The organism is Microbacterium sp. (genome assembly GCF_047606385.1).
Taxonomy (GTDB): Bacteria; Actinomycetota; Actinomycetes; order Actinomycetales; family Microbacteriaceae; genus Microbacterium.
The window spans coordinates 16,918-37,707 of record NZ_JASGEL010000088.1 but is presented as its reverse complement, the minus strand read 5'-3'; the positions used below and the strand labels follow the sequence as shown (position 1 = coordinate 37,707).

17 protein-coding genes and 1 other RNA gene are annotated in these 20,790 nt (G+C 70.0%); 11 read left to right on the top strand and 7 right to left on the bottom strand.

Features of this window, described 5'->3' with window-relative positions:
* Nucleotides 1-6: 6 nt before the first annotated feature.
* Both QM626_RS08285 and QM626_RS08280 read right to left on the bottom strand, forming a co-directional pair.
* A complete protein-coding gene (locus tag QM626_RS08285; protein WP_415075891.1) occupies nt 7-1,053 on the bottom strand; it encodes a LacI family DNA-binding transcriptional regulator in 1,047 nt (348 codons plus the stop codon).
* Nucleotides 1,050-2,630, bottom strand: a complete 1,581-nt coding sequence (locus QM626_RS08280) for an FAD-dependent oxidoreductase (RefSeq protein WP_415075889.1) — start codon at nt 2,628-2,630, stop codon at nt 1,050-1,052. Before QM626_RS08280 ends, QM626_RS08285 begins: the two co-directional genes overlap by 4 nt.
* Nucleotides 2,631-2,867: 237 nt before the next feature.
* On the opposite strand from QM626_RS08280, the gene QM626_RS08275 reads away from it, so the two are divergent.
* Genes QM626_RS08275 through QM626_RS08245 form a run of 7 tightly spaced genes read left to right on the top strand, consistent with a single transcriptional unit; the run spans nt 2,868 to nt 11,279 of the window.
* Nucleotides 2,868-4,490 (top strand): extracellular solute-binding protein, encoded by a 1,623-nt coding sequence (locus tag QM626_RS08275; RefSeq protein ID WP_415075887.1) that lies wholly within the window; start codon nt 2,868-2,870, stop codon nt 4,488-4,490.
* Between the two features lie 28 nt (nt 4,491-4,518).
* Nucleotides 4,519-6,186: an FAD-dependent oxidoreductase gene (locus tag QM626_RS08270; protein ID WP_415075885.1), complete on the top strand. Its 1,668-nt coding sequence runs from the start codon at nt 4,519-4,521 to the stop codon at nt 6,184-6,186.
* Complete coding sequence (locus QM626_RS08265; RefSeq protein ID WP_415075883.1) at nt 6,183-7,820, top strand: FAD-dependent oxidoreductase; 1,638 nt, start codon at nt 6,183-6,185, stop codon at nt 7,818-7,820. The genes QM626_RS08270 and QM626_RS08265 overlap by 4 nt, the downstream gene beginning before the upstream one ends.
* A gap of 2 nt (nt 7,821-7,822) precedes the next feature.
* A complete protein-coding gene (tatA, locus tag QM626_RS08260; protein ID WP_415075881.1) occupies nt 7,823-8,005 on the top strand; it encodes a twin-arginine translocase TatA/TatE family subunit in 183 nt (60 codons plus the stop codon).
* Nucleotides 8,006-8,018: 13 nt separating this feature from the next.
* The gene (locus tag QM626_RS08255) at nt 8,019-8,324 is read left to right on the top strand and encodes a Sec-independent protein translocase TatB (protein ID WP_415075879.1); all 306 of its coding nucleotides are present in this window, start codon (nt 8,019-8,021) and stop codon (nt 8,322-8,324) included.
* 16 nt (nt 8,325-8,340) lie between these two features.
* Nucleotides 8,341-9,153 (top strand): twin-arginine translocase subunit TatC, encoded by an 813-nt coding sequence (gene tatC / locus QM626_RS08250; protein WP_415075877.1) that lies wholly within the window; start codon nt 8,341-8,343, stop codon nt 9,151-9,153.
* Entirely contained in the window at nt 9,150-11,279 is a 2,130-nt protein-coding gene (locus QM626_RS08245; RefSeq protein WP_415075875.1) for a hypothetical protein, read from the top strand. The genes tatC and QM626_RS08245 overlap by 4 nt, the downstream gene beginning before the upstream one ends.
* A 32-nt stretch (nt 11,280-11,311) precedes the next feature.
* Here the strand turns inward: QM626_RS08245 and QM626_RS08240 are convergent, their stop codons facing one another.
* The 3 genes from QM626_RS08240 to QM626_RS08230 form a co-directional block, all read right to left on the bottom strand.
* Nucleotides 11,312-14,299 (bottom strand): bifunctional [glutamine synthetase] adenylyltransferase/[glutamine synthetase]-adenylyl-L-tyrosine phosphorylase, encoded by a 2,988-nt coding sequence (locus QM626_RS08240; RefSeq protein WP_415075873.1) that lies wholly within the window; start codon nt 14,297-14,299, stop codon nt 11,312-11,314.
* A gap of 7 nt (nt 14,300-14,306) precedes the next feature.
* Nucleotides 14,307-15,644: a type I glutamate--ammonia ligase gene (glnA, locus tag QM626_RS08235; protein ID WP_415075871.1), complete on the bottom strand. Its 1,338-nt coding sequence runs from the start codon at nt 15,642-15,644 to the stop codon at nt 14,307-14,309.
* A gap of 62 nt (nt 15,645-15,706) precedes the next feature.
* A complete protein-coding gene (locus tag QM626_RS08230) occupies nt 15,707-15,892 on the bottom strand; it encodes an SPOR domain-containing protein (protein WP_415075869.1) in 186 nt (61 codons plus the stop codon).
* A gap of 66 nt (nt 15,893-15,958) precedes the next feature.
* Here QM626_RS08230 and ppgK point away from each other — a divergent pair, with 66 nt between their 5' ends.
* On the top strand, nt 15,959-16,759 hold the full coding sequence (gene ppgK / locus QM626_RS08225) for a polyphosphate--glucose phosphotransferase (protein ID WP_415075867.1): 801 nt from the start codon (nt 15,959-15,961) through the stop codon (nt 16,757-16,759).
* A 5-nt stretch (nt 16,760-16,764) separates the two neighbouring features.
* Here ppgK and rnpB read toward each other — a convergent pair.
* Nucleotides 16,765-17,125, bottom strand: an RNA gene (gene rnpB / locus QM626_RS08220) — RNase P RNA component class A.
* Between the two features lie 26 nt (nt 17,126-17,151).
* A complete protein-coding gene (locus QM626_RS08215; protein ID WP_415075865.1) occupies nt 17,152-17,886 on the bottom strand; it encodes a zinc ribbon domain-containing protein in 735 nt (244 codons plus the stop codon).
* A 129-nt stretch (nt 17,887-18,015) separates the two neighbouring features.
* On the opposite strand from QM626_RS08215, the gene QM626_RS08210 reads away from it, so the two are divergent.
* The 3 genes from QM626_RS08210 to QM626_RS08200 all read left to right on the top strand — a co-directional run bounded on the left by QM626_RS08210 (nt 18,016) and on the right by QM626_RS08200 (nt 20,734).
* A complete protein-coding gene (locus QM626_RS08210) occupies nt 18,016-18,819 on the top strand; it encodes an ABC transporter ATP-binding protein (RefSeq protein ID WP_415075863.1) in 804 nt (267 codons plus the stop codon).
* A 63-nt stretch (nt 18,820-18,882) separates the two neighbouring features.
* Entirely contained in the window at nt 18,883-19,884 is a 1,002-nt protein-coding gene (locus QM626_RS08205) for an aliphatic sulfonate ABC transporter substrate-binding protein (protein ID WP_415075861.1), read from the top strand.
* 19 nt (nt 19,885-19,903) lie between these two features.
* Nucleotides 19,904-20,734 carry an ABC transporter permease gene (locus tag QM626_RS08200; protein WP_415075859.1) on the top strand — a complete coding sequence of 277 codons (831 nt, stop codon included), beginning with the start codon at nt 19,904-19,906 and terminating at the stop codon, nt 20,732-20,734.
* The last annotated feature ends 56 nt before the right edge of the window (nt 20,735-20,790 follow it).

The window sequence follows — 20,790 nt, the reverse complement described above, 5'->3', positions numbered from 1 at the left end:
TCGACTTCATTGGCGGAGGCGGGGTGCGCCGACGGTGGTGCCGAGCGTGTATCGGCACGGCAGCAGCACCTGGCGTTCGTAGTCCCCGGTGGGGTTGCGGATGGTCTGGATGAGCAGCTGCACCGAACGCCGCCCCATCTCGGGACGGGGCACGGTCAGCTGCGCCCAACGGGCCTGCCTCGGCCCGTCTTCGGGGAGGTCGACGAGGAGCACGACCGAGAGGTCGTCGGGGATGCCGATGCCGGTGAGGGCCGCCAGGGTCTGGAGCACCTTCAGCTGCGAAGCCGCCTCGACCAGGAGGGCCGTGACACCGGCGGCGCGCTGGGCCTGGAGCCAGGCCGCGCTGATCTCATCAGGCGCGAGGTAGCTCGGCTCCGGGGGCGTGAGACCGAATCGCGTCACGACGTCCCGGAACCCCTCCCATCGCTGCGTCTGGAGGCTGGTGCGCAGCGGCTCGCCCAGATACGCGAACCTGCTGTGACCGAGCGTCAGCAGTTCAGCGGTGATCTCTCCCGATGTCGACCGATAGTCGGCGCCGACGTAGTTCACCGCGTGCCCGTCGACGGCGCGCTCGCCGACGTAGACGAAGGGATACCGGTCCGCGATCAGACGCGCCAGATCCTCGTCATTGGTCGACCGGCCCAGGAGCAGGCTCCCGGATGCGTGCCGCAGCTCGTTGCGACCCTCCGGATACAGCCGCCCGTCCCCGCCCGCCTGGTGCAATGCGGTGAACAGCAGCAGATTGCATCCTTCGGCCGCCGCCTGCTCCTCGATCGCCGTGAGGAACTGGCTGTAGTAGTCGCCGGCCTGCGTCGGGAACACCGGTTCGAAGGTGTGCACGCCCAGCTGCAGACGCCGGCTGCGCGGTCTCGTCGCGATGGGACCGTCATAGCCGAGCTCCGTGGCAGCTCTGATGACCCGCGCGTACGTCGCAGGCGCGACCCGGGACAGATCCCCCGACCCGGTGAGCACGAGGGAGACCGTGGACTGCGAGACGCCGGCCTTGCGGGCGATGTCGGCTTGGCGTGCGGGGGCGGCGCGTTCGGAGGTCATGACACATTCTCCCGCGCGGCATCCGCGGTCACCGAGCGGGGCCGCAGGATGACGCCTCGCGCCTCCAACGCCGCGGCCAGCTCGGCGTAGTCGACGTCGTGGAGCGCGGTGTCCGCCTCGACCGAGATCGCCGCGGCCACCGCGGCCGCATCTCCGAGCATCATGAAGACCGGCTCCATCCGTACGGCCGAGTACGCGACATGCGAGGCGGAGATCGCGGAGATCACCAGCAGGTTCTCGCACTCGCTGCGCACCGGGAGGATCGACCGATAGGAGACGCCGAACGGCTCGTCGACCTCCTGCTGCACGTTGCCCTCGTTGACGACGCGGCCGCGATCGACGTATCGGCGCACGTGATGGGAGTCCATCGTGTAGGAGGCCAGAGCGATCGGATCGGTGACGGCGTCCGGTGCGAGTGCGTCGTGCTGGGTGACGACGCGCTCGCCGACCATGCGGCGCGCCTCCCGCACGTACAGCTGGGCGGGCCAGTTGCTCGTCGAGGTGTACTCGTGCGGCGACAGTCCGAAGGCGTTCGCGACGTCCCGCGTCGCCGCGGGCACGCGCGGGTCGTTCGCGAGGAAGTAGAGCATTCCCGCCTGGTAGTTCACGTGGTCGTCGAAGAGCTCCTGACGTCGCTGGTAGGTCGCCTCCGGCCACTCCCAGGAGCCGCCGATCAGATCGCTGGAGACCGCGCCGTGGTTGTTCATGTCGTACACGTCGCCGTGGACCGGACACGTGCGCCCGGTGAGGTCGAACTCGCTGGTGGCGATATAACGCAGCAGAAGCTCGTACCTCTCCGGTGCGTACCCTCTCGGCCGCGGGAAGGGGATGCGGTCGGATGCGGTGGTGACGCACAGCCGGAAGTTGTAGGCCTGGACGCGACGGTCGCCCTTGCCCACCGCCCCGAAGCCGTCCGGGTCGATGCCGGGAAGCAGTCCGCTCGTGGGCATCCCGGGGATCGTATGGGGGTCGACGGGAGCCACGAACTGATGCCCGCGATCGTGCCGGGCGCCCGCCGACGGCTCTCCGTAGACGTCGGCGTCCTCCCGCCCGACGACATAGGTCACCCCGGCGCCCGCCAGCAGATCGCCTTCGTAGCTGGCATCGATGAAGATCTCGGCGCGGAAGCGCGAGCCGTCTCCGGTGGCGATCTCTCGGATCCTCCCGTTCTCCACCTCGACCGCGGCCAGCTGCTGCCGCGATCGCACCGTGATCGAGGGGTGCGACAGCCACTGCGCGAACACGTCCTCCGCCACGTGCGGCTCGAAGTACCACTCGGGTCTTTCCACGCCGTAGCGATCGGCGACGCCGTCGTAGAACGCTCGCGCCAGACCGCCCACGGTCTCCGGGTCACCGACGTCGGTCAGCCCCAGGCCGCCGGTGCTCATGCCGCCGATGTGGTCGCCGAACACCAGCAGCGCCACCCTCAACCCCTCCAGTGCGGCGCGGTAGGCCGCAGCGACGCCGCCCGATGTGGCTCCGTACACGACCAGGTCACAGTCGACGTCGATGGGCGGCGACTCCGGTTCGAGCAGATAGCGGACGCCTTCGAGGGACGTGGGTGCCGGGTCGGACAACGGGGGCTCCTCTCGTGACGGCGATGTCGCAGGGCTGCGGCGCGACATGTCTATCAAGAACCCAATCAATACACAAGCTGAATATGACCAATATCTACGTAGAGAGAAAACTCCGAATTTTTCGGTTGACAAGCCGCCTCGAAGGCCGGATATAGTGCTCGAAGCGACTGAGCTCCAGTTCTGGAGCATAGATTATGACCAATAATTGCGTCACGTCGAAGCCAAAGGAGGAACGACATGGCACCGTCCGAGATCACACGCAGGCAGCTGATCGTGGGGGTCGGGGGCGTCGCGCTCGCCGGCGCGCTGACCTCATTGCTTGCCGCCTGCAGCACCGGCGGGACCGCCACAGCGGCGGCGAGCGTCGCGGGGGGCGTCGCGCTGCCCACGTACATCCCGTGGGACAAGGTCGCGCCTGATCTCGCAGCCAGCGGCAACGCGATGGCCGGCTTCTTCCGCTACCCGTCCGATCTGATCACGGGGATCGACTCGGTCCCCGGCTCGGGCGGAGACGTCTCGGTGCTGGTCAACCTCTTCTCGTCGGTGCCGCCCTCGCTCGATCAGAACGCGTACTGGCAGGAGCTGAACCGACGGCTCGGTGTGAACCTTCAGCTCAACATGGTGCCCGACAGCACCTACACGCAGAAGCTGGCCACCGTGTTCGCCGGCGGCGACCTGCCGGACATCGTGCAGATCAGGCTGAACCAGACGCGGCGCGATCAGATCCTTCCCGCACTGTTCGCCGATCTCACCGAGTACCTGTCCGGCGACGCGATCGCCGACTATCCCTTCCTGGCGAACATCCCCACCTACGCATGGAAGAGCATGGTGCAGTCGGGTGGGATCCGCGCGATCCCGACGGCGCGCGCCCCGATCGGCCAGATCTACTTCGGACGGCAGGACCTCCTCGAGGCGAAGGGGCTGACCCTGGAGCCTGCCGACTTCGCCGAGTTCGAGGAGATCTTCAAAGAGGTCACCGACAGCGGCGACAACGTGTACGCGACCGCGAACGGTCCAGGGACGGTCGGGGTGGTGCAGGAGATGAACGGAACCCCGAACAACTGGGCGGAGGAGGACGGCGAGTTCACCTTCGGGCTCACCACCGATCAAGCCCGCCAGGCGATCAGCGACGTCGCTGGGCTCGTGAAGAAGGGCTATTTCCATCCCGACGCCTTCGCCGGCTCACTCGACTCCCGGCAGCTGATCGAGGCGGGGCGGGTCGTGTTCAACCGTGACGGCTACGCCGCATGGGACGTGATGGCCAATGCGAACTCGGACGCCACCTTCGGCGCACTGGTAGCGCCGAAGTACGACGGCGGCGGCGACGCGCGGCACTGGTTCGGGCAGACGACGTTCGCCCTGACGGCGATCAAGAAGTCTGACAGCGCAGAGCGGGTGCAGGAACTGCTGCGGATCGCGAACTGGCTGGCTGCGCCGATCGGCACCTCGGAGGAACTGTTCCGGAAATACGGTGTGGAGGGCGTGAACTACACGATGGACGCCGGGACGCCGGTCGCGATCGACGGTGCCACCGCCGATCTCGGACTGCCGCTGAACTACATCGTCGACGAGCCGCCGATACTCGGCCCCGGCCCGCAGAGCCGGGTGCAGGCGCAGTACGACTATCAGGTACGGGTGGGTCCCAACCTGCTGCCCGATGCCGCCGCTGACCTCTTCTCCACCACGGACAACAGCCAGGGCGCTGCGCTGAAGAAGGCGCTGGTGGACGCGCAGACCGAGGTTCTGAAGGGATCGCAGGACCTCTCCTACTGGGATGACGCCGTCGCGACCTGGAAGAGCTCCGGGGGCGATCAGATCAAGCAGGAGCTCGAGGCCGCCTTCGCCGAGGCGAACGGCTGAGCATCCACTCCGAAGGAGCATCCTCATCGTGCCCATCCCGCAACGCAGTCGGATCCTCGTCGTCGGCGGAGGCCTCGGCGGCGTCGCCGCGGCTCTCACCGCCGCGCGACTCGGGGTGCCTGTCGTCATCTCCGAGGAGACGAACTGGCTCGGAGGTCAGCTCACCGCCCAGGCCGTCCCGTCGGACGAGCATCCGTGGATCGAGTCGGCGCACATCTCCCGCACCTACAGCGAGCTGCGGCGCCGCATCCGCGACTACTACCGACGCAACTATCCGCTCACCGCTGCAGCACGGGGCATCCCCGCGCTCAATCCCGGCCTCGGCAACGTGAGCAAGCTCTGCATCGAACCCGCCGTCGCGGTCGCGGTGATCGACGAGATGCTGGCCGGATACCGCTCCGCCGGCCTGATCACGGTGGCCTACCGCCACGTGCCGGTCGCCGTGGACGTCGAGGGCGACCTCGTGCGGGGCGTCACCCTGCGCGAGACGAGAACGGGAGAGGAGACGCACGTCACCGCCGACATCGTCGTCGATGCCACCGAGCTCGGCGACCTGCTGGAGCTCGCGGGCGTCGAACACGTCGTCGGAGCCGAGTCGGCCGACGAGACCGGCGAACGCTTCGCGGCGGAGGTGGCCGACTGGCGCGATCAGCAGGCGGTCACCTGGTGCTTCCCGCTGGAGTACCGCCCCGGGGAGGAGCATGTCATCGACAGGCCCGCCTCCTACGACCACTGGCGCACCCACGTGGATCCGTTCTGGCCGGGACCTCAGCTGTCGTGGTTCAAGATCGACATCCATTCGAACTCGGGGCGTGAGAACCGGATCTTCGAGGCGGACATGGATGCCCCTCACGGGGCCGACCTGTGGCATTTCCGACGCATCCGTGCGCGAAGTCAGTTCGATCCGGCGAGGATCACCACCGACATCTCGCTCGTGAACTGGCCCAACACGGACTACTGGGAGGCACCGCTGGTCGGTCCCGGTGTCGGCGAGTCCGAGCGAGAGACCGGTCTGCGGCGAGCGCGCGAACTCTCGCTGTCGTATCTGCACTGGATGCAGACGGAGGCGCCGCGCCACGACGGAGGTACCGGATACCCGGGACTCATGCTCCGCCCGGATCTCACCGACACGTCCGACGGGCTCGCGAAGCAGGTGTACATCAGGGAGTCCCGCCGCATCGCGGCGCAGTTCACGATCCTCGAACACCACGTCGCGGTCGTCGACCGCCCCGAAGGGGCTGGTGCCCACCTCTTCGACGACGGGGTCGGAGTAGGTCATTACAACATCGACCTGCACCCCTCCGCGGCCGGCGTGAACTACGTCAACCTCGAGTGCTACCCCTTCCAGATCCCGCTGCGTGCGCTGGTCCCCGTGCGGGTGCGCAATCTGCTCCCCGCTGCCAAGAACATCGGCACGACGCACCTGACGAACGGGTGTTACCGACTGCACCCCGTGGAGTGGTCCATCGGCGAGGCGGTGGGGGCGCTCGCCGCGACCTGCGTGGAAAGCCGCACGGAGCCGCACGCGATCACCGCCTCGGACGAACGCATCCGAGATCTCCAGCGCGTTCTCCACGAGACGCTCGGAGCCCCGGTCCGATGGCCCGACGAGATCCGGCGGACGCGCCCCTCGCAAGCCGCCGGAGCCACGCCGCTCTACCCCCTTCCCGGTGAGCGACGCGGAGCGACCCCATGACGACCCCGACCGCATCCGCCCCGCACCACGTCGACGTCGTGATCTACGGGGCGAGCCTCGCCGGGATCATGGCAGCGGTCCGGCTGAGTCGTCGAGGCCACACGGTGTGCGTGCTCGAACCGACCGGACACGTCGGCGGTGTGATCGCGGCGGGCCTGGTCAAGACCGACATCCCCAACATCATCTCGGCGCTCGGCGGCCTCACCCTCACCGAGTACTTCCAGGGGATCGGCCGGGCCTACGGCAAGGACCAGGCGCAGTACCGGTTCGAGCCCAAGGTCGCGGAGCGCGTCAGCCGGCGTCTGCTCGACGATGCCGGTGCGACCGTGCATCTGAACTCCCGCATCGAGGGACCCCGAGACGTGCACGTCCGCGGCGGTCGCATCCGCGGCGTGCGCCTCCGCGACGGCCGGGAGCACTGGGTCGCCGGCGACTTCTTCATCGACGCCTCCTACGAGGGCGATCTGCTTGCGGCGGCCGGCGTCTCCTATCGCACCGGCCGTGAGGGGCGCGACGAATACGGCGAGTCGCACGCGGGATACCTCCCCGAGCGTGCGCACCGCGTCGACGGGTTCACCTCGACGCAGGTGTATCCGGTACGACCGACCCCCGCGCTGCCGTCCGGGAGCGCCGACGAGGCCGTGCAGGCCTACAACTTCCGCGGAGTGCTCACCACGGCGGCGGACCGCATCCCCTTCACGAGGCCGGACGGGTACGATCCCGCCGACTACCGGCTCTTCGCCGATCTCGTACGACTGCGCGGGATGGGCGGGCTCGACGCGGTCGTCACCGACACGGCTCTGCTCCCACAGGAGAAGTACCAGACCAACCAGGGGCCGATCGTCGGCTTCGATCTCCCGGGGGTGAACTGGGACTATCCCGACGGCAGCTGGCAGCGACGCGACGAGATCATCGCCGAGCACGCGCGGTGGCATCAGGGGCTCCTGCACTGGATGACGAACGACTCCTCCCTGCCGGCGACGTTCCGCGAGCGGTCGGCCCGCTTCGGCTATCCGCCCGACGAGTTCGTCGACAGCCCGTACGGACAGGGCTTCCCGCACGCCCTCTACGTGCGCGAGGCCCGTCGCATGGTCGGCACGTACGTGCTGACCGAACACGATCTGCTGGCGCCGGGCAACGAGAAGGCCACGGCGGTCTGCTGCTGGAAGTACGGCATGGACTGCCACCTCACCCAGTACAACGGCGACGGCGCGCATCGGCTCGTCGGGGAGGGCACCCTGACCGGCAGCACGCTCAACGCCGCCGTCGACCTCTACCAGCTGCCCGCCGAGTCGCTCATCCCCCGCCGCGGCGACGCGGAGAACCTCGCGGTCGCGGTCTGCTTCTCGGCCAGCCACATCGGCTACCTCTCCGCACGGATGGAGCCGAACTTCGGCATGCTCGGCGAGGCGTGCGGGGAGCTGGCCGCGCAGTCGTTGCGCACCGGCCGCCCCGTCCAGGACTACGACTACCCCGACCTGGCCGCGGCGCTGCGAGAGCACGGCAGCGTGCTGCAGCTGAGCGCCGACGATCTCCACTCGGCCATCGACTACCCCGACACCCTCTACGTCGGGGATCCCACCGGTGCCCACGCCGGCACAGCAGAAGGCACCGACCGACAAAGTAAGGAATAACGATGTTCGCAAACCTCACCGGCTGGCATCTGATCGTCATCGTCGCGGTCGTCGTGCTGCTGTTCGGCGCCTCGAAACTGCCGCAGCTGGCCCGCAGCGTCGGCCAGTCCACCCGCATCCTGCGCACGGAGTTGCGGGACGCGAAGACCGATGATGCCGCCTCCCCCGACGACCCTGCAGCATGACCGGGGTGACCGCGTGTTCGGCCTGACTGTCGAGAAACTCCTCCTGCTCGGTGCGCTCGCCGCCTTCCTCATCGGCCCCCGGCGGCTGCCCACGGTCGCGGCCGGCCTGAGACGCCTGATCGTGCGGATCAGATCGTACGGCGCCGTCGCGCAGGATCGTCTGCGCGACGACCTCGGCATCGACGCCGCCCAGTGGCGCGAACTCGACCCACGGCGCTACGACCCGCGCCGGATCATCCGCGCGGCCCTTCTCGAAGATGCCGTGCCCACCCGCACACCGCCGCCCTCGGATCGTTCCGGGACGTCCGGACGGCCCTGAGACGGCAGGAGCGAAGATGCGTCCACGTTCCCGTGCCGACGGCGTCCGGCGCGGCACGATGACGTTCGGCGGTCACCTGGCCGAGCTGCGTCGCCGGCTCATGGTCAGCGCTGCCGCGGTGCTCCTGGGAGCCGTGGCGGGATGGCTGCTGACCGATGCCGTCTGGGCGTTGCTGTCCGATCCGGTCGCCGGCGCGGGGCAGGCGGGCGGTCGCGCCGCGGCCATCAACTTCGGCAGCGTGACCGCTGCATTCGACCTCCGCATCCGGCTCGCCCTGCAGCTCGGCATCCTTCTCTCCGCACCGATCTGGCTCTACCAGGTCTTCGCGTTCATCGTGCCCGGTCTCACACGCCGCGAGAGCCGTGTGACCGTCGCGTTCCTCGGCAGCGCCGTTCCCCTGTTCGCGCTGGGCTGCGCCGCCGGTCTCTACGTGCTTCCCCACGTGGTGCTCCTGATGACCGCGTTCGCGCCCGAGCAGTCCGCCACCCTTCTCGACGCCGCCACCTACTACGACTTCGTCCTCAAGCTCGTGCTCGTGGTCGGCGTCTCGTTCGTGCTTCCGGTGTTCCTCGTGCTGCTCAACGCGATCGGCGTGATCTCGGGGCGGACGATCCTCCGGTCGTGGCGGTATGCGCTGCTGGCGATCTGCCTGTTCACCGCTGTCGCCACCCCGGCCGCCGATGTGCTCACGATGTTCGTGCTCGCAGCGCCGATGGTGGTGCTGTACTTCGCGGCGGTGGGGGTGGCGATGATCCACGACCGCCGTGCCACCCGTGCGCTCGCCGGAGCGCCCCCATCCCACCCCACAACGAAGGAGATCACCCCATGACCGTCACGTCGGAGCGCGCCGGAGGGCCGAACGTCGGACGACGCGCATTCACCCTGCTGGGACTCGGCGGGGTCGCAGCGGCCGGGGCGTCGATGCTGGCCGCGCCTGCGGCGGCAGAGGAGCTCGCGGGCATCCCCACCATCGCCGGGGCCGACGCGGCCCGGCAGACCGCCGGCACGGCCGACGGGGAGGTCGTGTACCTCCTCGGCTACCGTGCCGATCGTCCTGGCGTGGGCGCGAGCATGCTGATGTGGGATGCGGCCGCCACCGACGACGACGACGGCGGCACGGTCTTCGCCGTCGACGGAACCGCGACCGGCCGGTGGCGGCGACCGGTCACGACCGAGATCCCGGCCGCCTGGTTCGGCACGCTGCCGGATCCGGACGAGGACCAGTCGGCTCGCATCCAGGCCGCGGTCGATGCGCTGCCCGACGGCGGGAAGATCCTCTTCGACGCCGGCGTCTACCGCATCGAGAACACCATCACGGTCACGCTCGCTCCGATCACCTTCATCGGCGCGGGGATGGGCGACGGGCGCGACGCGACCAGCGGCGCGGAGCTCGACCTCGGCACCCAGCTGCTGATCAAGACCGGCGACCAGGACGCGTTCGTGCTGCGCGGCGCCCGCGGCGGCGGGTTCCGTGACCTGCAGATGCGGGGAGACATCGATGCAGACGGGGTGCCCACCCTCACCGGCGGCGCCTTCGTGCGCACCGAGTACAGCCCCGACGGCACCCTGAACAACTACTTCCTCTCGTTCTCGGCATGCCGGTTCAAAGAGGGCTACAACGCGATCGTGCTGCAGGGCTGCAACACCGTGCGTTTCCAGAACTGCGTGTGGAACGGCTTCCGCGGCGAGCAGGTCATCCTGCTGAACGGGGCGAGCGACGAGCTCCGGGCCGACCCCGTCGAGTTCGTGCAGTGCGCGATCGCCGCCGGCACCGCGAACCCGGGCACCGACAACGTGGTCATCGACGGACTCGGCGGGTCGATCAAGTTCATCGCCACCGCGATCCTGTTCGGACGCCACGGCATCTGGATGCGCAACACCACCGGAAGCAGCAGCCTGCCCAAGTTCCTCTACTTCGCCGGAGGCGGGTTCGAGAACGGGCACGGCTATCCCATCCTGCTGGAGGCGGGAGCGGACGCGAAGTTCTCCAACGCGTACGTCTCCGCCGACGGCCTCCTCGACTGCGTGCGGATCACCAGCGGCTTCGTCGGCTCGGCCATGTTCTCGGACGTCATCGTGCGGGGCGCGGGGCGTCACGGCTTCGACCTCGACTCGACCCGGATCACGATCACGGGCTGCATCATCGGCAACAACGGCCGTGCCGCGCATCCGAACTTCGCCCAGCAGATCACGGCGGCTGTCGCCGACGGCGACAACGTGCGGATCACCACCGCGAGCGCGCACGGCTGGGAGACCGGCGACTACGTCACCGTCGTCGACGCCACGGGGACCACGCTCAACGCGAAGTGGCCGATCACCGTGGTCGCGGACGACCAGATCGACCTGGTCGGGGCCGAGCTCGGCGGCTACAGCGGCGGCGGCTCCGTCTATCGCCACGGGTCCGGCATCAACCTCCGGGAGAACGCGTCCCGCACCGTGATCACGGGCAACGCCATCGGCGGCCTCGCCGATGGTACGAACCGCCAGGACTACGGTGTCGTGAGCGCATCGACCGATGTGCTCGTGGCCTCCAACGACCTCGCCGGAAACCTGTCGGGCCCCTCCCTCCTCCTCGCGCAGGGGCCGCAGACCGTCTTCGCCGGCAACAAGGGGGCATTGCAGTATGACGGATGGTTCAGCCTGCACCTCGCAGGGGACGTCAGCGACGGCGCCTACGACCTCAGCGACATCCTCTACCTCGACGGACGGCGCGTGCGGGTGATGAAGGTCATCCGCAGGACCGGCGCGGGCACCGCCAAGGTGAGGCTGCTGGTGGACGGAGAGCCGGTCGGGGGCGCGGACAGCACGGCGACCACCGCGACCGGCGCGAGCACGCTGCAGTCGCCCTTCGTCATCGACGGGATCGACACGCCGCGGCGCATGCAGCTGCGCGTCGCGAACGCCTCCGATGCGCAGGACCTGGAAGTGCAGTTCGCCTACCAGACCGTCGGATGACGCCCCGGGACCGCCACCTCGTCACCACCGCGCTAGCCGTAGAAGAGCTTCTCGAACACGCGGCGGGCGCGGCGGGCGGTGCCCATCCAGTCCTCCTCGACACGGGTGGCCGAGCGGGGCGGATAGTCCAGGAGCCGGCCGATGCCGTCCAGGCGCTGACGGTCGGCGGGCAGCACGTCGCTGGTCTGGCCCGACAGCAGCGTGTTCGCCGAGCGCAGCCGGCTCGCCAGCCGCCACGCCTCCCAGAGCCGGCCGGCGGAGGCCTCCGGCACCAGCCCCGCCTCGGTGGCTGCGGTCAGCGCGGCAGCGGTGGAGGTCGTGCGCATGCCCGGGACGGCGTGCGCGTGCTGCAGCTGCAGCAGCTGCACGAGCCACTCGACGTCGCTGAGTCCCCCCGGGCCGAGCTTCAGGTGCCGCGCCGGGTCGACGCCCTGCGGCAGCCGCTCGTTCTCGACGCGTGCCTTGATGCGTTTGATCTCGCGCAGGCCCTGCGGGTCGGGATCCACCGGGTAGCGCACCCGGTCGGCCAGCTCGACGAACGCCCGGACGAGCTTCACGCTCCCCGCCACGCCGCGGGCGCGCAGCACCGCCTGCGCCTCCCATGACAGCGACCAGCGGCTGTAGTACTCGGCATACGCGTCGAGCGAGCGCACGAGCGGGCCGTTGCGCCCCTCCGGCCGCAGGTCGGCGTCCAGGTCGAGCGGCAGCCGGTGGTCCTCGGAGTGCTTGCGGAGCCCGGCGACGAGCCGCAGCGACAGCTCGTGCGCGCGCTGCTCGTCGACGCCGTTGGCCCGGTAGACGTACAGCACGTCGGCATCCGACCCGAACCCGAGCTCGCGGCCGCCGAACCGGCCCATCGCGATCACCGAGAAGTCGAGCGCATCGTCCTCGGGGGGCACGACCTCGCGCCGCACGGCACGCAGGGTCGCCTGGATGGTCACCTCGGTGACGGTCGACAGGGATGCCGCCAGCTCCTCCACCGTGATCGAGCCGACCACGACCGCCATCGCGATGCGCAGCATCTCCCGCCGCCGCAGCGCGCGCACCGACCGCATCGCCTCGTCGATCGTGTCGTGGCGCGTCTGGATCGCGCGCGCCTCCTCCTCGAGGGCCGCGCCACGGCGCGGACGCAGCTGCTCCTCGTCGTCGAGCCAGGCGACGGACTCCGGGATCCACTCCATCAGGTCGCCGATGTAGCGCGAGCCGGACAGCGCGTGCGTGAGCCGCTCGGCGGCGCCGGCGGAGTCGCGCAGCATCCGCAGGAACCACGGCGTGTCCCCCAGCCGTTCGCTGATGCGCCGGAAGGCCAGCAGCCCGTAGTCGGGGTCGACGCCGTCGGCGAACCACCGCAGCATCACCGGCATCAGATGCCGCTGGATGGTCGCCTTGCGGCTCAGGCCGCTGGTCAGCGCCGCCATGTGCCGCAGCGCGCCGGCCGGATCGCGGAACCCGATCGCGGCGAGGCGGTCGTGCGCCTGCTCCGCGGACAGCGCCCGGTCGGCCTCCGGGAGCGCCGCGACCGCGGACAGCAGCGGCCGGTAGAACAGCCGCACGTGGATGTCGCGGACCTCGCGCTTGATGTCCTCCCACATCTCCCAGACGCCGTCGCCGGTGTCGGCGAGCCCGCTCGCCCGTGCGAGCACCCGGCGCTCGTCGTCGCCGGCCGGCATGAGGTGGGTGCGGCGCAGCCCGCGCAGCTGCAGGCGGTGCTCGAGCACGCGCAGCACTCGGTAGTCGCGTTCGAAGGCCGCGGCATCCGACCGGCCGATGTACCCCTCGGACACGAGCGCGTCGAGGGCCTCGAGCGTGCCCCGCTGACGGATGCGGTCGTCGCTGAGCCCGTGCACGAGCTGCAGCAGCTGCACCGTGAACTCGACGTCGCGGATGCCGCCCGGTCCGAGCTTGAGCTGATACGGCACGTCGGCGGCGGGGATGTGGTCCGTGACCCGCTCGCGCATCCGCTGCACGTTGTCGACGAAGTTCTCCCGCGCCGAACTGGTCCACACCTTCGGCTGCACGGCCGCGACGTAGGCGTCGCCGAGCTCCGCGTCGCCGGCGATCGGGCGGGCCTTCAGCAGCGCCTGGAACTCCCATCCCTTCGCCCAGCGGTCGTAGTACGAGACATGCGAGTCCAGCGTGCGCACCAGGGCGCCCTGCTTGCCCTCCGGGCGCAGGTTCGGGTCGACCTCCCACAGCGGCGGCTCGATGTCGTCGCCGGAGATCCCGCGCATCGTCTGCACCGCCAGGCGCGTCGCGATGTCGATGACACGGCTCTCGCCGAGCTCGTCGACCGCGTCGCCGGCGGCACCGCAGACGAAGATGACGTCGACGTCGCTGACGTAGTTCAGCTCACGCGCACCGGTCTTGCCCATGCCGATGATCGCGAGGCGGGTCCGGGCGACCTGCTCGCGGGGGAAGAGACCGTCGCCCACCCGCGCCCGGGCGACCGCGAGCGAGGCCTCCAGGGCGGCGGCGGCGGCATCCGCGAGCACCGACGCGACCCGCGGCAGCACCGCGACCGCGTCGGGCGCCAGCAGGTCGAACGCCGCGATCCGGGCCAGCATGCGCCGGTACCGCACCCGCATCGCCATCCACGACGTCTCGTCGCCCGACGCCGCGAACCCGCCCATCGCCCCGACCGCGTCCAGCAGCTCGTCGTGCAGCTCCGCCGCCGTGGGCAGCCGGTCGGGTGCCGTGGTCAGGTCGGCCAGCTCACGCGGATGCCGGAAATAGAAGTCCCCGAAGCCCTTCGATGCGCCGAGCACCGCCCACAGGGCGACGCGTCCGCGCGGCGAGCGCAGCACGTCGCCCACCACCGCGGCGTCGCGGCGGGCGATCTTCGCGAGCGCCGAGATCGCCCCGTCCGGGTCGGCGGCCCGCCCCGCCTCCGCGATCCATTCGCCGCGCGGCAGGTCCGTCAGCTCCTCCAGCTCCGCCAGCAGCCGCTCGGCGTCGGTGATCGCGCCGAAGCCGAGCCGGGCGAGGTCGGTGCGCGCCGAGAAGCGGTCGATGCCGGCCACGACGGCCTCAGAGCATCTCGAGGTTGCTCTGCAGCTCGAAGGGCGTCACCTGAGAGCGGTAGCCCTGCCACTCCTTGCGCTTGTTGAGCAGCACGTAGTTGAACACCTGCTCGCCGAGGGTCTCGGCGACCAGCTCGGAGTCCTCCATCGCGTGCAGGGCCTGGTCGAGGCTCGTGGGCAGTGGCGCGTAGCCGAGGGCGCGGCGCTCGGCGTCCGTCAGCGACCAGACGTTGTCCTCCGCCTCGGGCGGCAGCTCGTAGCCCTCCTCGATGCCCTTGAGACCGGCGGCGAGCATCAGCGCGTAGGCGAGATAGGGGTTCGCGGCGGAGTCGAGCGCACGGTACTCGACCCGCGAGGACTGTCCCTTGCTCGGCTTGTACAACGGCACGCGCACGAGCGCGGAACGGTTGTTGTGTCCCCAGCAGATGAAGCTCGGGGCCTCGTCGCCGCCCCACAGGCGCTTGTACGAGTTGACGAACTGGTTCGTCACGGCGGAGATCTCGTTCGCGTGACGCAGCAGACCGGCGATGAACTGCCGCCCCACCTTGGAGAGCTGATACTGCGCGCCCTCTTCATAGAACGCGTTCTGGTCGCCCTCGAACAGCGACATGTGCGTGTGCATGCCGCTGCCGGGCTGGCCGCTGAGGGGCTTGGGCATGAACGTCGCGTACACGCCCTGCTCGATCGCGACCTCTTTGACGACCGTGCGGAAGGTCATGATGTTGTCCGCGGTGGTCAGCGCGTCGGCATACCGCAGGTCGATCTCGTTCTGGCCGGGGCCGCCCTCGTGGTGGCTGAACTCCACCGAGATGCCGAGGTCCTCCAGCATCCGCACCGACCGGCGCCGGAAGTCATGCGCGGTGCCGCCGGGCACGTTGTCGAAATAGCCGGCCGAGTCGACCGGCTCCGGGCCCTCTGCGCCGTAGGTGGACGACTTCAGCAGGTAGAACTCGATCTCGGGGTGCGTGTAGAACGTGAATCCCGCGTCGGCCGCCTTCGCGAGCGTGCGCTTGAGCACGTGCCGCGGGTCGGCGACGGCCGGCTGGCCGTCCGGCGTCGTGATGTCGCAGAACATGCGCGCGGTCGGGTCGACCTCGCCGCGCCACGGCAGGATCTGGAACGTCGTCGGGTCGGGCAGCGCCAGCAGGTCCGACTCGTACGACCGGGTCAGCCCCTCGATCGCCGATCCGTCGAACCCGAGCCCCTCGCCGAAGGCGCCCTCGACCTCGGCCGGCGCGATCGCCACCGACTTCAGGGTGCCGATGACATCCGTGAACCACAGGCGGATGAACTTGACGCCGCGCTCCTCGATCGTGCGCAGCACGAAGTCCCGCTGCTTGTCCATGGCTTCTCCTCTACGCGCCGGATCCTCCGGCGATCACAGTCTCGACGCGCCGATCGGCGCGCTCAGTCGTCTTCGCGGGCGTCTTCCTCGGCCCACTGCCGGGACCGTTCGCGGATCACTTCCGGCGCGTTCGCGGCCTCCTCGGCCGTATCGAAGGGGCCGGCACGGTCTGCGGCGGGTGACTCGAAGCCACGCTCCACGTGACCGGTCTTCAGGTTGTACCAGTACTTGTCGTTCTCGTCGCCCACGATGCTCCCGTCGATGCCTGATCCGATCCTACTGATCGGCCCGCGCCGGGTCGCTAGGCTGGGCCCATGGCTTCGACAACCGATCGCGCAGTGGGGATCGACATCGGCGGTACCGGCATCAAGGGCGGCATCGTCGACCTGGAGAAGGGGGAGCTGGTCAGCGATCGGGTGAAGGTCGCGACGCCCGAGGGCGCGAAGCCCGACGACGTGCTGGCGGCGGTGGAGCAGGTGCTCGGCACGCTCGAGGTGAGCGACGCCGGCATCCCGCTGGGCGTCGCGTTCCCGGCGATCGTCAAGAACGGGCACACCCTGTCCGCCGCGAACGTGTCCGACGAGTGGCTCGACTTCGCGGCGGAGGACTTCTTCGAGCAGGGCCTCGGACGCCGCATCCACTTCGCCAACGACGCCGACGTCGCGGGGGTCGCCGAGGTGCGCTACGGCGCCGCGAAGGACGCCGAGGGGCTCGTCATCCTCACCACGCTCGGCACCGGGATCGGCTCGGCGCTCATCTACCGCGGCGAGCTCGTGCCCAACAGCGAGCTCGGTCACCTCCAGCGGGCCCAGCACGGGAAGGACGCCGAGGCGTACGCCGCGTACTCCGCGATGGAGCGCGACGACCTGAGCTGGGAGCAGTGGGCCGAGCGTCTGCAGTGGTACTACAGCCACGTCGAGTTCCTGTTCAGCCCCGACCTGTTCGTCGTGGGCGGGGGCGTGTCCAAGCACGCCGACAAGTTCCTGCATCTACTGGAGCTGCGCACGCCCATCGTCCCGGCGGTGCACCGCAACAACGCGGGCATCATCGGCGCTGCGGCGCTCTCGCGCGGCGCCGCGCCGGCCCACCTGGCGGCCACGACCGCGAAGGTCTGAGAGGGCGAATGGGCCGGCCTGTACGCCGGGTTCTGTTCGGGGGCTGACGCCCCGTCGACGGTCATCTCTCTCGGCGACACGTTGCCGTGCCGCTCCAGCGGCCTACCCGGGGACTCGGCGGGCCGCGTCGTCATCCCCTGTCTGGCCTTGCTCCGGGCGAGGTTTACCTTGCGAGCCGTGTCACCACGGCCCCGGTGGTCTCTTACACCACCCTTTCACCCTTACCGCGGCCGAGGCTGCGGCGGTCTGCTCTCTGTGGCACTGTCTCGCGGATCGCTCCGGGTGGGTGTTACCCACCGCCCTGCCCTGTGGAGCCCGGACGTTCCTCGGCGCGGATACCCGCGACGCGACCGTCCGGCCGACCCATTCGCACCCGGAAGTCTACCGGCGGGTCACAGCCCCGACTCACCGGTGCGGACCAGGATGCAGCCGCACTCCGGGCAGAGGGCGACGTCGTCGGCCTCAGCCTGTCGCAGCACGCCGAGGTCTGTGCCGGAGAGCATCATGTGGCATCCCGTGCAGGTGCGTGCGCGCAGCAGCGCGGCGCCGACGCCGCCGCGGGCCGTGTTGCGCTCGTACTGCGCGACGAGGTCGGCGGGAACGGATGCCGTGACCGCCGCGCGATCGCGGGCGAGCTCCTCGACGCGCGCCGTCGCGTCCGCGACCAGCTGCTTCGCCTCGGCGGACAGACGCACCCCCTCCGCATTGGTGTCCGCCAGCAGCGCCTCCTGCGCGGCGACGGCCGTCTCGGCGGTCTCGAGCTGCTCCATGACCTCGAGCTCGGCGTCCTCCAGCTCACGCTGCCGGCGTGCGAGCGAGGCGAGCTCGTGCTCGAGGCCGGCGGCGTCCTTGGGGTTCGACACCGTCTGCAGCAGGGCCGCGTCGCGGTCACGGCGGGCCTGGACGACCTTCACATCCGCCTCGATGCGGTCCTGTTCGCCACGCAGGTCGTCGACCGCGGACTGCCGCTGCGCCAGCTCATGGGAGAGCGCCGGACGCGACTCGAGCAGCTCCTTCACCCGCGCCGCCTGCGGCGGGTTGCGCCGCGCATGCTCGGTCTGCCGAAGCCGCGCGTCGAGGTCGGCGAGGTCGAGCAGGCGGAGCTGGTCTGCAGGCGCGGCTTTCACTCCTCCAACCTACGCCAGCCGCACGGACGGAGCCTGCGTCGCTGTTACCGCCTGTGTCGCGCGGATTCGCTCGGCGGGCCTCCTCCCGGCTAGGGTCGGCTGGCCCCTGTCCCTGCCCGGAGGAGAACGATGTCCGCGTCCGCGCCCGCCGCTGAGATCCTCGGTGATCGCTCCGTCGGCGCGCAGCTGCGATTCCGCGGCCTGGGCCGCACGTTCGGCACGCGTATCGTGCTCCGCGACATCGACCTCGACGTCGAGCCGGGAGAGCTCGTCGCGATCCTCGGCGCCTCCGGTTCGGGCAAGTCGACGCTGCTGCGCATCGCGGGCGGCCTCGACGCCGCCAGCGCCGGCACCGTCACGCTGGACGGAGAGCCGGTCACCGGCATCGACCCGCGCATCGCGATCGGGTTCCAGGAGCCACGACTGCTCCCCTGGCGGTCGGTCGCCGACAACATCGCCCTCGGCGTGCCCGCCGGACTGCCGCGTGCCGAGCGCACCGCCCGCATCTCCGAGCTGCTGCACCTGATCGGCCTCACCGACTTCGCCTCCCACCGGCCACGAGAGATCTCCGGCGGCATGGCCCAGCGCACCTCGCTGGCCCGTGCGCTCGCCCGCCGCCCCGAGGTGCTGCTGCTGGACGAGCCGTTCGGTGCGCTGGACGCCCTGACCCGGCTGCGGATGCAGGACCTCCTCCTCTCCGTGCTGGCGGAGGCTCCCACGACCACGCTGCTGGTGACGCACGACGTCGACGAGGCCCTGCAGCTGGCCGATCGCATCATCGTCCTCGGCGCCGACGCCGGCGCGACCGGCGCCCGCATCCAGCAACTCGTCATCGTGCCCGGCGAGCGTCCCCGCGACCGCGGCTCGGCCGAGCTCGCCGAACTGCGCGCGGGCCTGCTCGGCGCCCTCGGCATCGACCGGCACGCCCACTGACACGGGGCCCTCGCGCCCCACCCCCGCACAGCACACAGCACACAGCACACGAAAGGCACCACCATGTCTCTGACTCGCCGCCTGATCGGCGTCGCCGCCGGCGCAGCCGTCGCCGCGCTCGCCCTGTCCGGATGCGTCGCAGGGGAGAACTCCTCCTCCGACGACGCCGCGTCCGGCGACACCGGCACGACGATCAACATCGACTGGGCCACCTACAGCCCGCTCAGCCTCATCGTGAAGGACCAAGGCTGGCTCGAGGACGAGGGCTACACCGTCAACTGGGTGCAGTCGACCGGCTCAGCGAAGGCCAACGAGTCGCTGCGCGCCGGCGCGATCGACTTCGGCTCCACCGCCGGCTCCGCGGCGCTGCTCGCACGCGCCAACGGCGCTGAGCAGCAGATCGTGGACGTCGTCGGCCAGCCGGAGTGGACCGCTCTCGTCGTCCCGGCCGACTCCGACATCACGTCGGTCGCAGATCTGAAGGGCAAGTCGGTCGCCGCCTATCTCGGCACCGACCCGTACTTCTTCCTGGTGCAGGCGCTGGACGAGGCCGGACTCTCGATCGACGACGTCACCGTGCAGAACCTGGTCCACTCCGACGGCTGGGCGGCGCTGCAGAGCGGTTCTGTCGACGCATGGGCGGGCCTGGATCCGATCATGGCGTCCGCCGAGGCTTCCGGCGCACAGCTGCTGTATCGCAACATCGACTTCAACTCCTACAGCGTGCTCAACGCGAGCGAGTCGATCATCAACGACCACCCCGAGGTCGTGCAGGCCGTCGTCGACGCATACGAGAAGGCGCGCGCGTGGGCGATCGCGAACCCGGAGGAGACCGCGCAGATCGTCGCGGACGCCGCGAGCATCGACCTGTCGGTGGCCGAGACCGTCGTCAACGAGCGCTCCGGCTTCGACGTCGACCCGGTCCCGGGCGACACGTTGGCTGCGGTGCTGGGCCCGATCGGTGCGATCGAGGTCGCTAACGGCGACGTCGCCAGCCAGTCCGATGTCGACGAGGCGCTGAGCACGCTGTTCGCACCGCAGTTCGCCCAGCAGGCGACGGACTGAGCCCGGGAGGATCTGAGCCATGAGCACGACCGGTGTCGACGCGCCGACGACCACCGAGACGCCTTCCGGGACAGCGGGCTCGAGTCCGCTGTCCCGGAGGGGCGTCCGCATCGCGGTCGGCGCCGCGCTGCCGGTCGTGCTCATCGGCCTCTGGTTCCTGCTGACCATCCCCGGGTCGGCGATCATCCCCTCCTTCAAGCTGCCGAGCCCGCAGTCGGTGTGGGATGCGGCGGTGAGCCTGTCCGACCGCGGTGAGCTCTGGCAGTTCACCGCGATCTCGGTGCAGCGGGTGCTCATCGGGTTCGCCTTCGGGGCGGGGCTCGGCATCGCGATCGGCGGCCTCGTGGGCCTGTCCAGGTTCTGGGACCTCGGGCTCTCCCCCACACTCGGAATCATCCGCGCCGTGCCCAGCCTGGCGTGGGTGCCGCTGCTGATCGTCTGGTTCAGCATCGGCGAGGAGTCGAAGGTCATCCTCATCACGATCGGCGCGTTCTTCCCGGTCTTCACGACCGTCTCCATCGCACTGCGACACGTCGATCCGCATCTGGTCGAGCTCGGACGCTCGTACGGCTTCCGCGGCATCCGCCTGTTCTTCGCCGTCCAGCTGCCGGCCGTGCTTCCTTCGCTGTTCGCCGGCCTGCGGCTCGCCCTGGTGCAGGCATGGCTGTTCCTCGTCGCCGCGGAGCTGATCGCGGCCTCCATGGGACTCGGCTTCCTGCTCACCCGCGGCCAGTCGAACGGCCGCGTCGACCAGATCGTGCTGGCGATCATCCTGCTGGCGCTGCTCGGCAAGATCACCGACTCGATCCTCGCGCTGGTCGAGCGCTGGGCGGTGCGCCGCTGGGGCTGACGACGGCGATCGGCCGTGGCTCGGATGTGCCGCGACGGCGCGCAGACCGTTCTTCA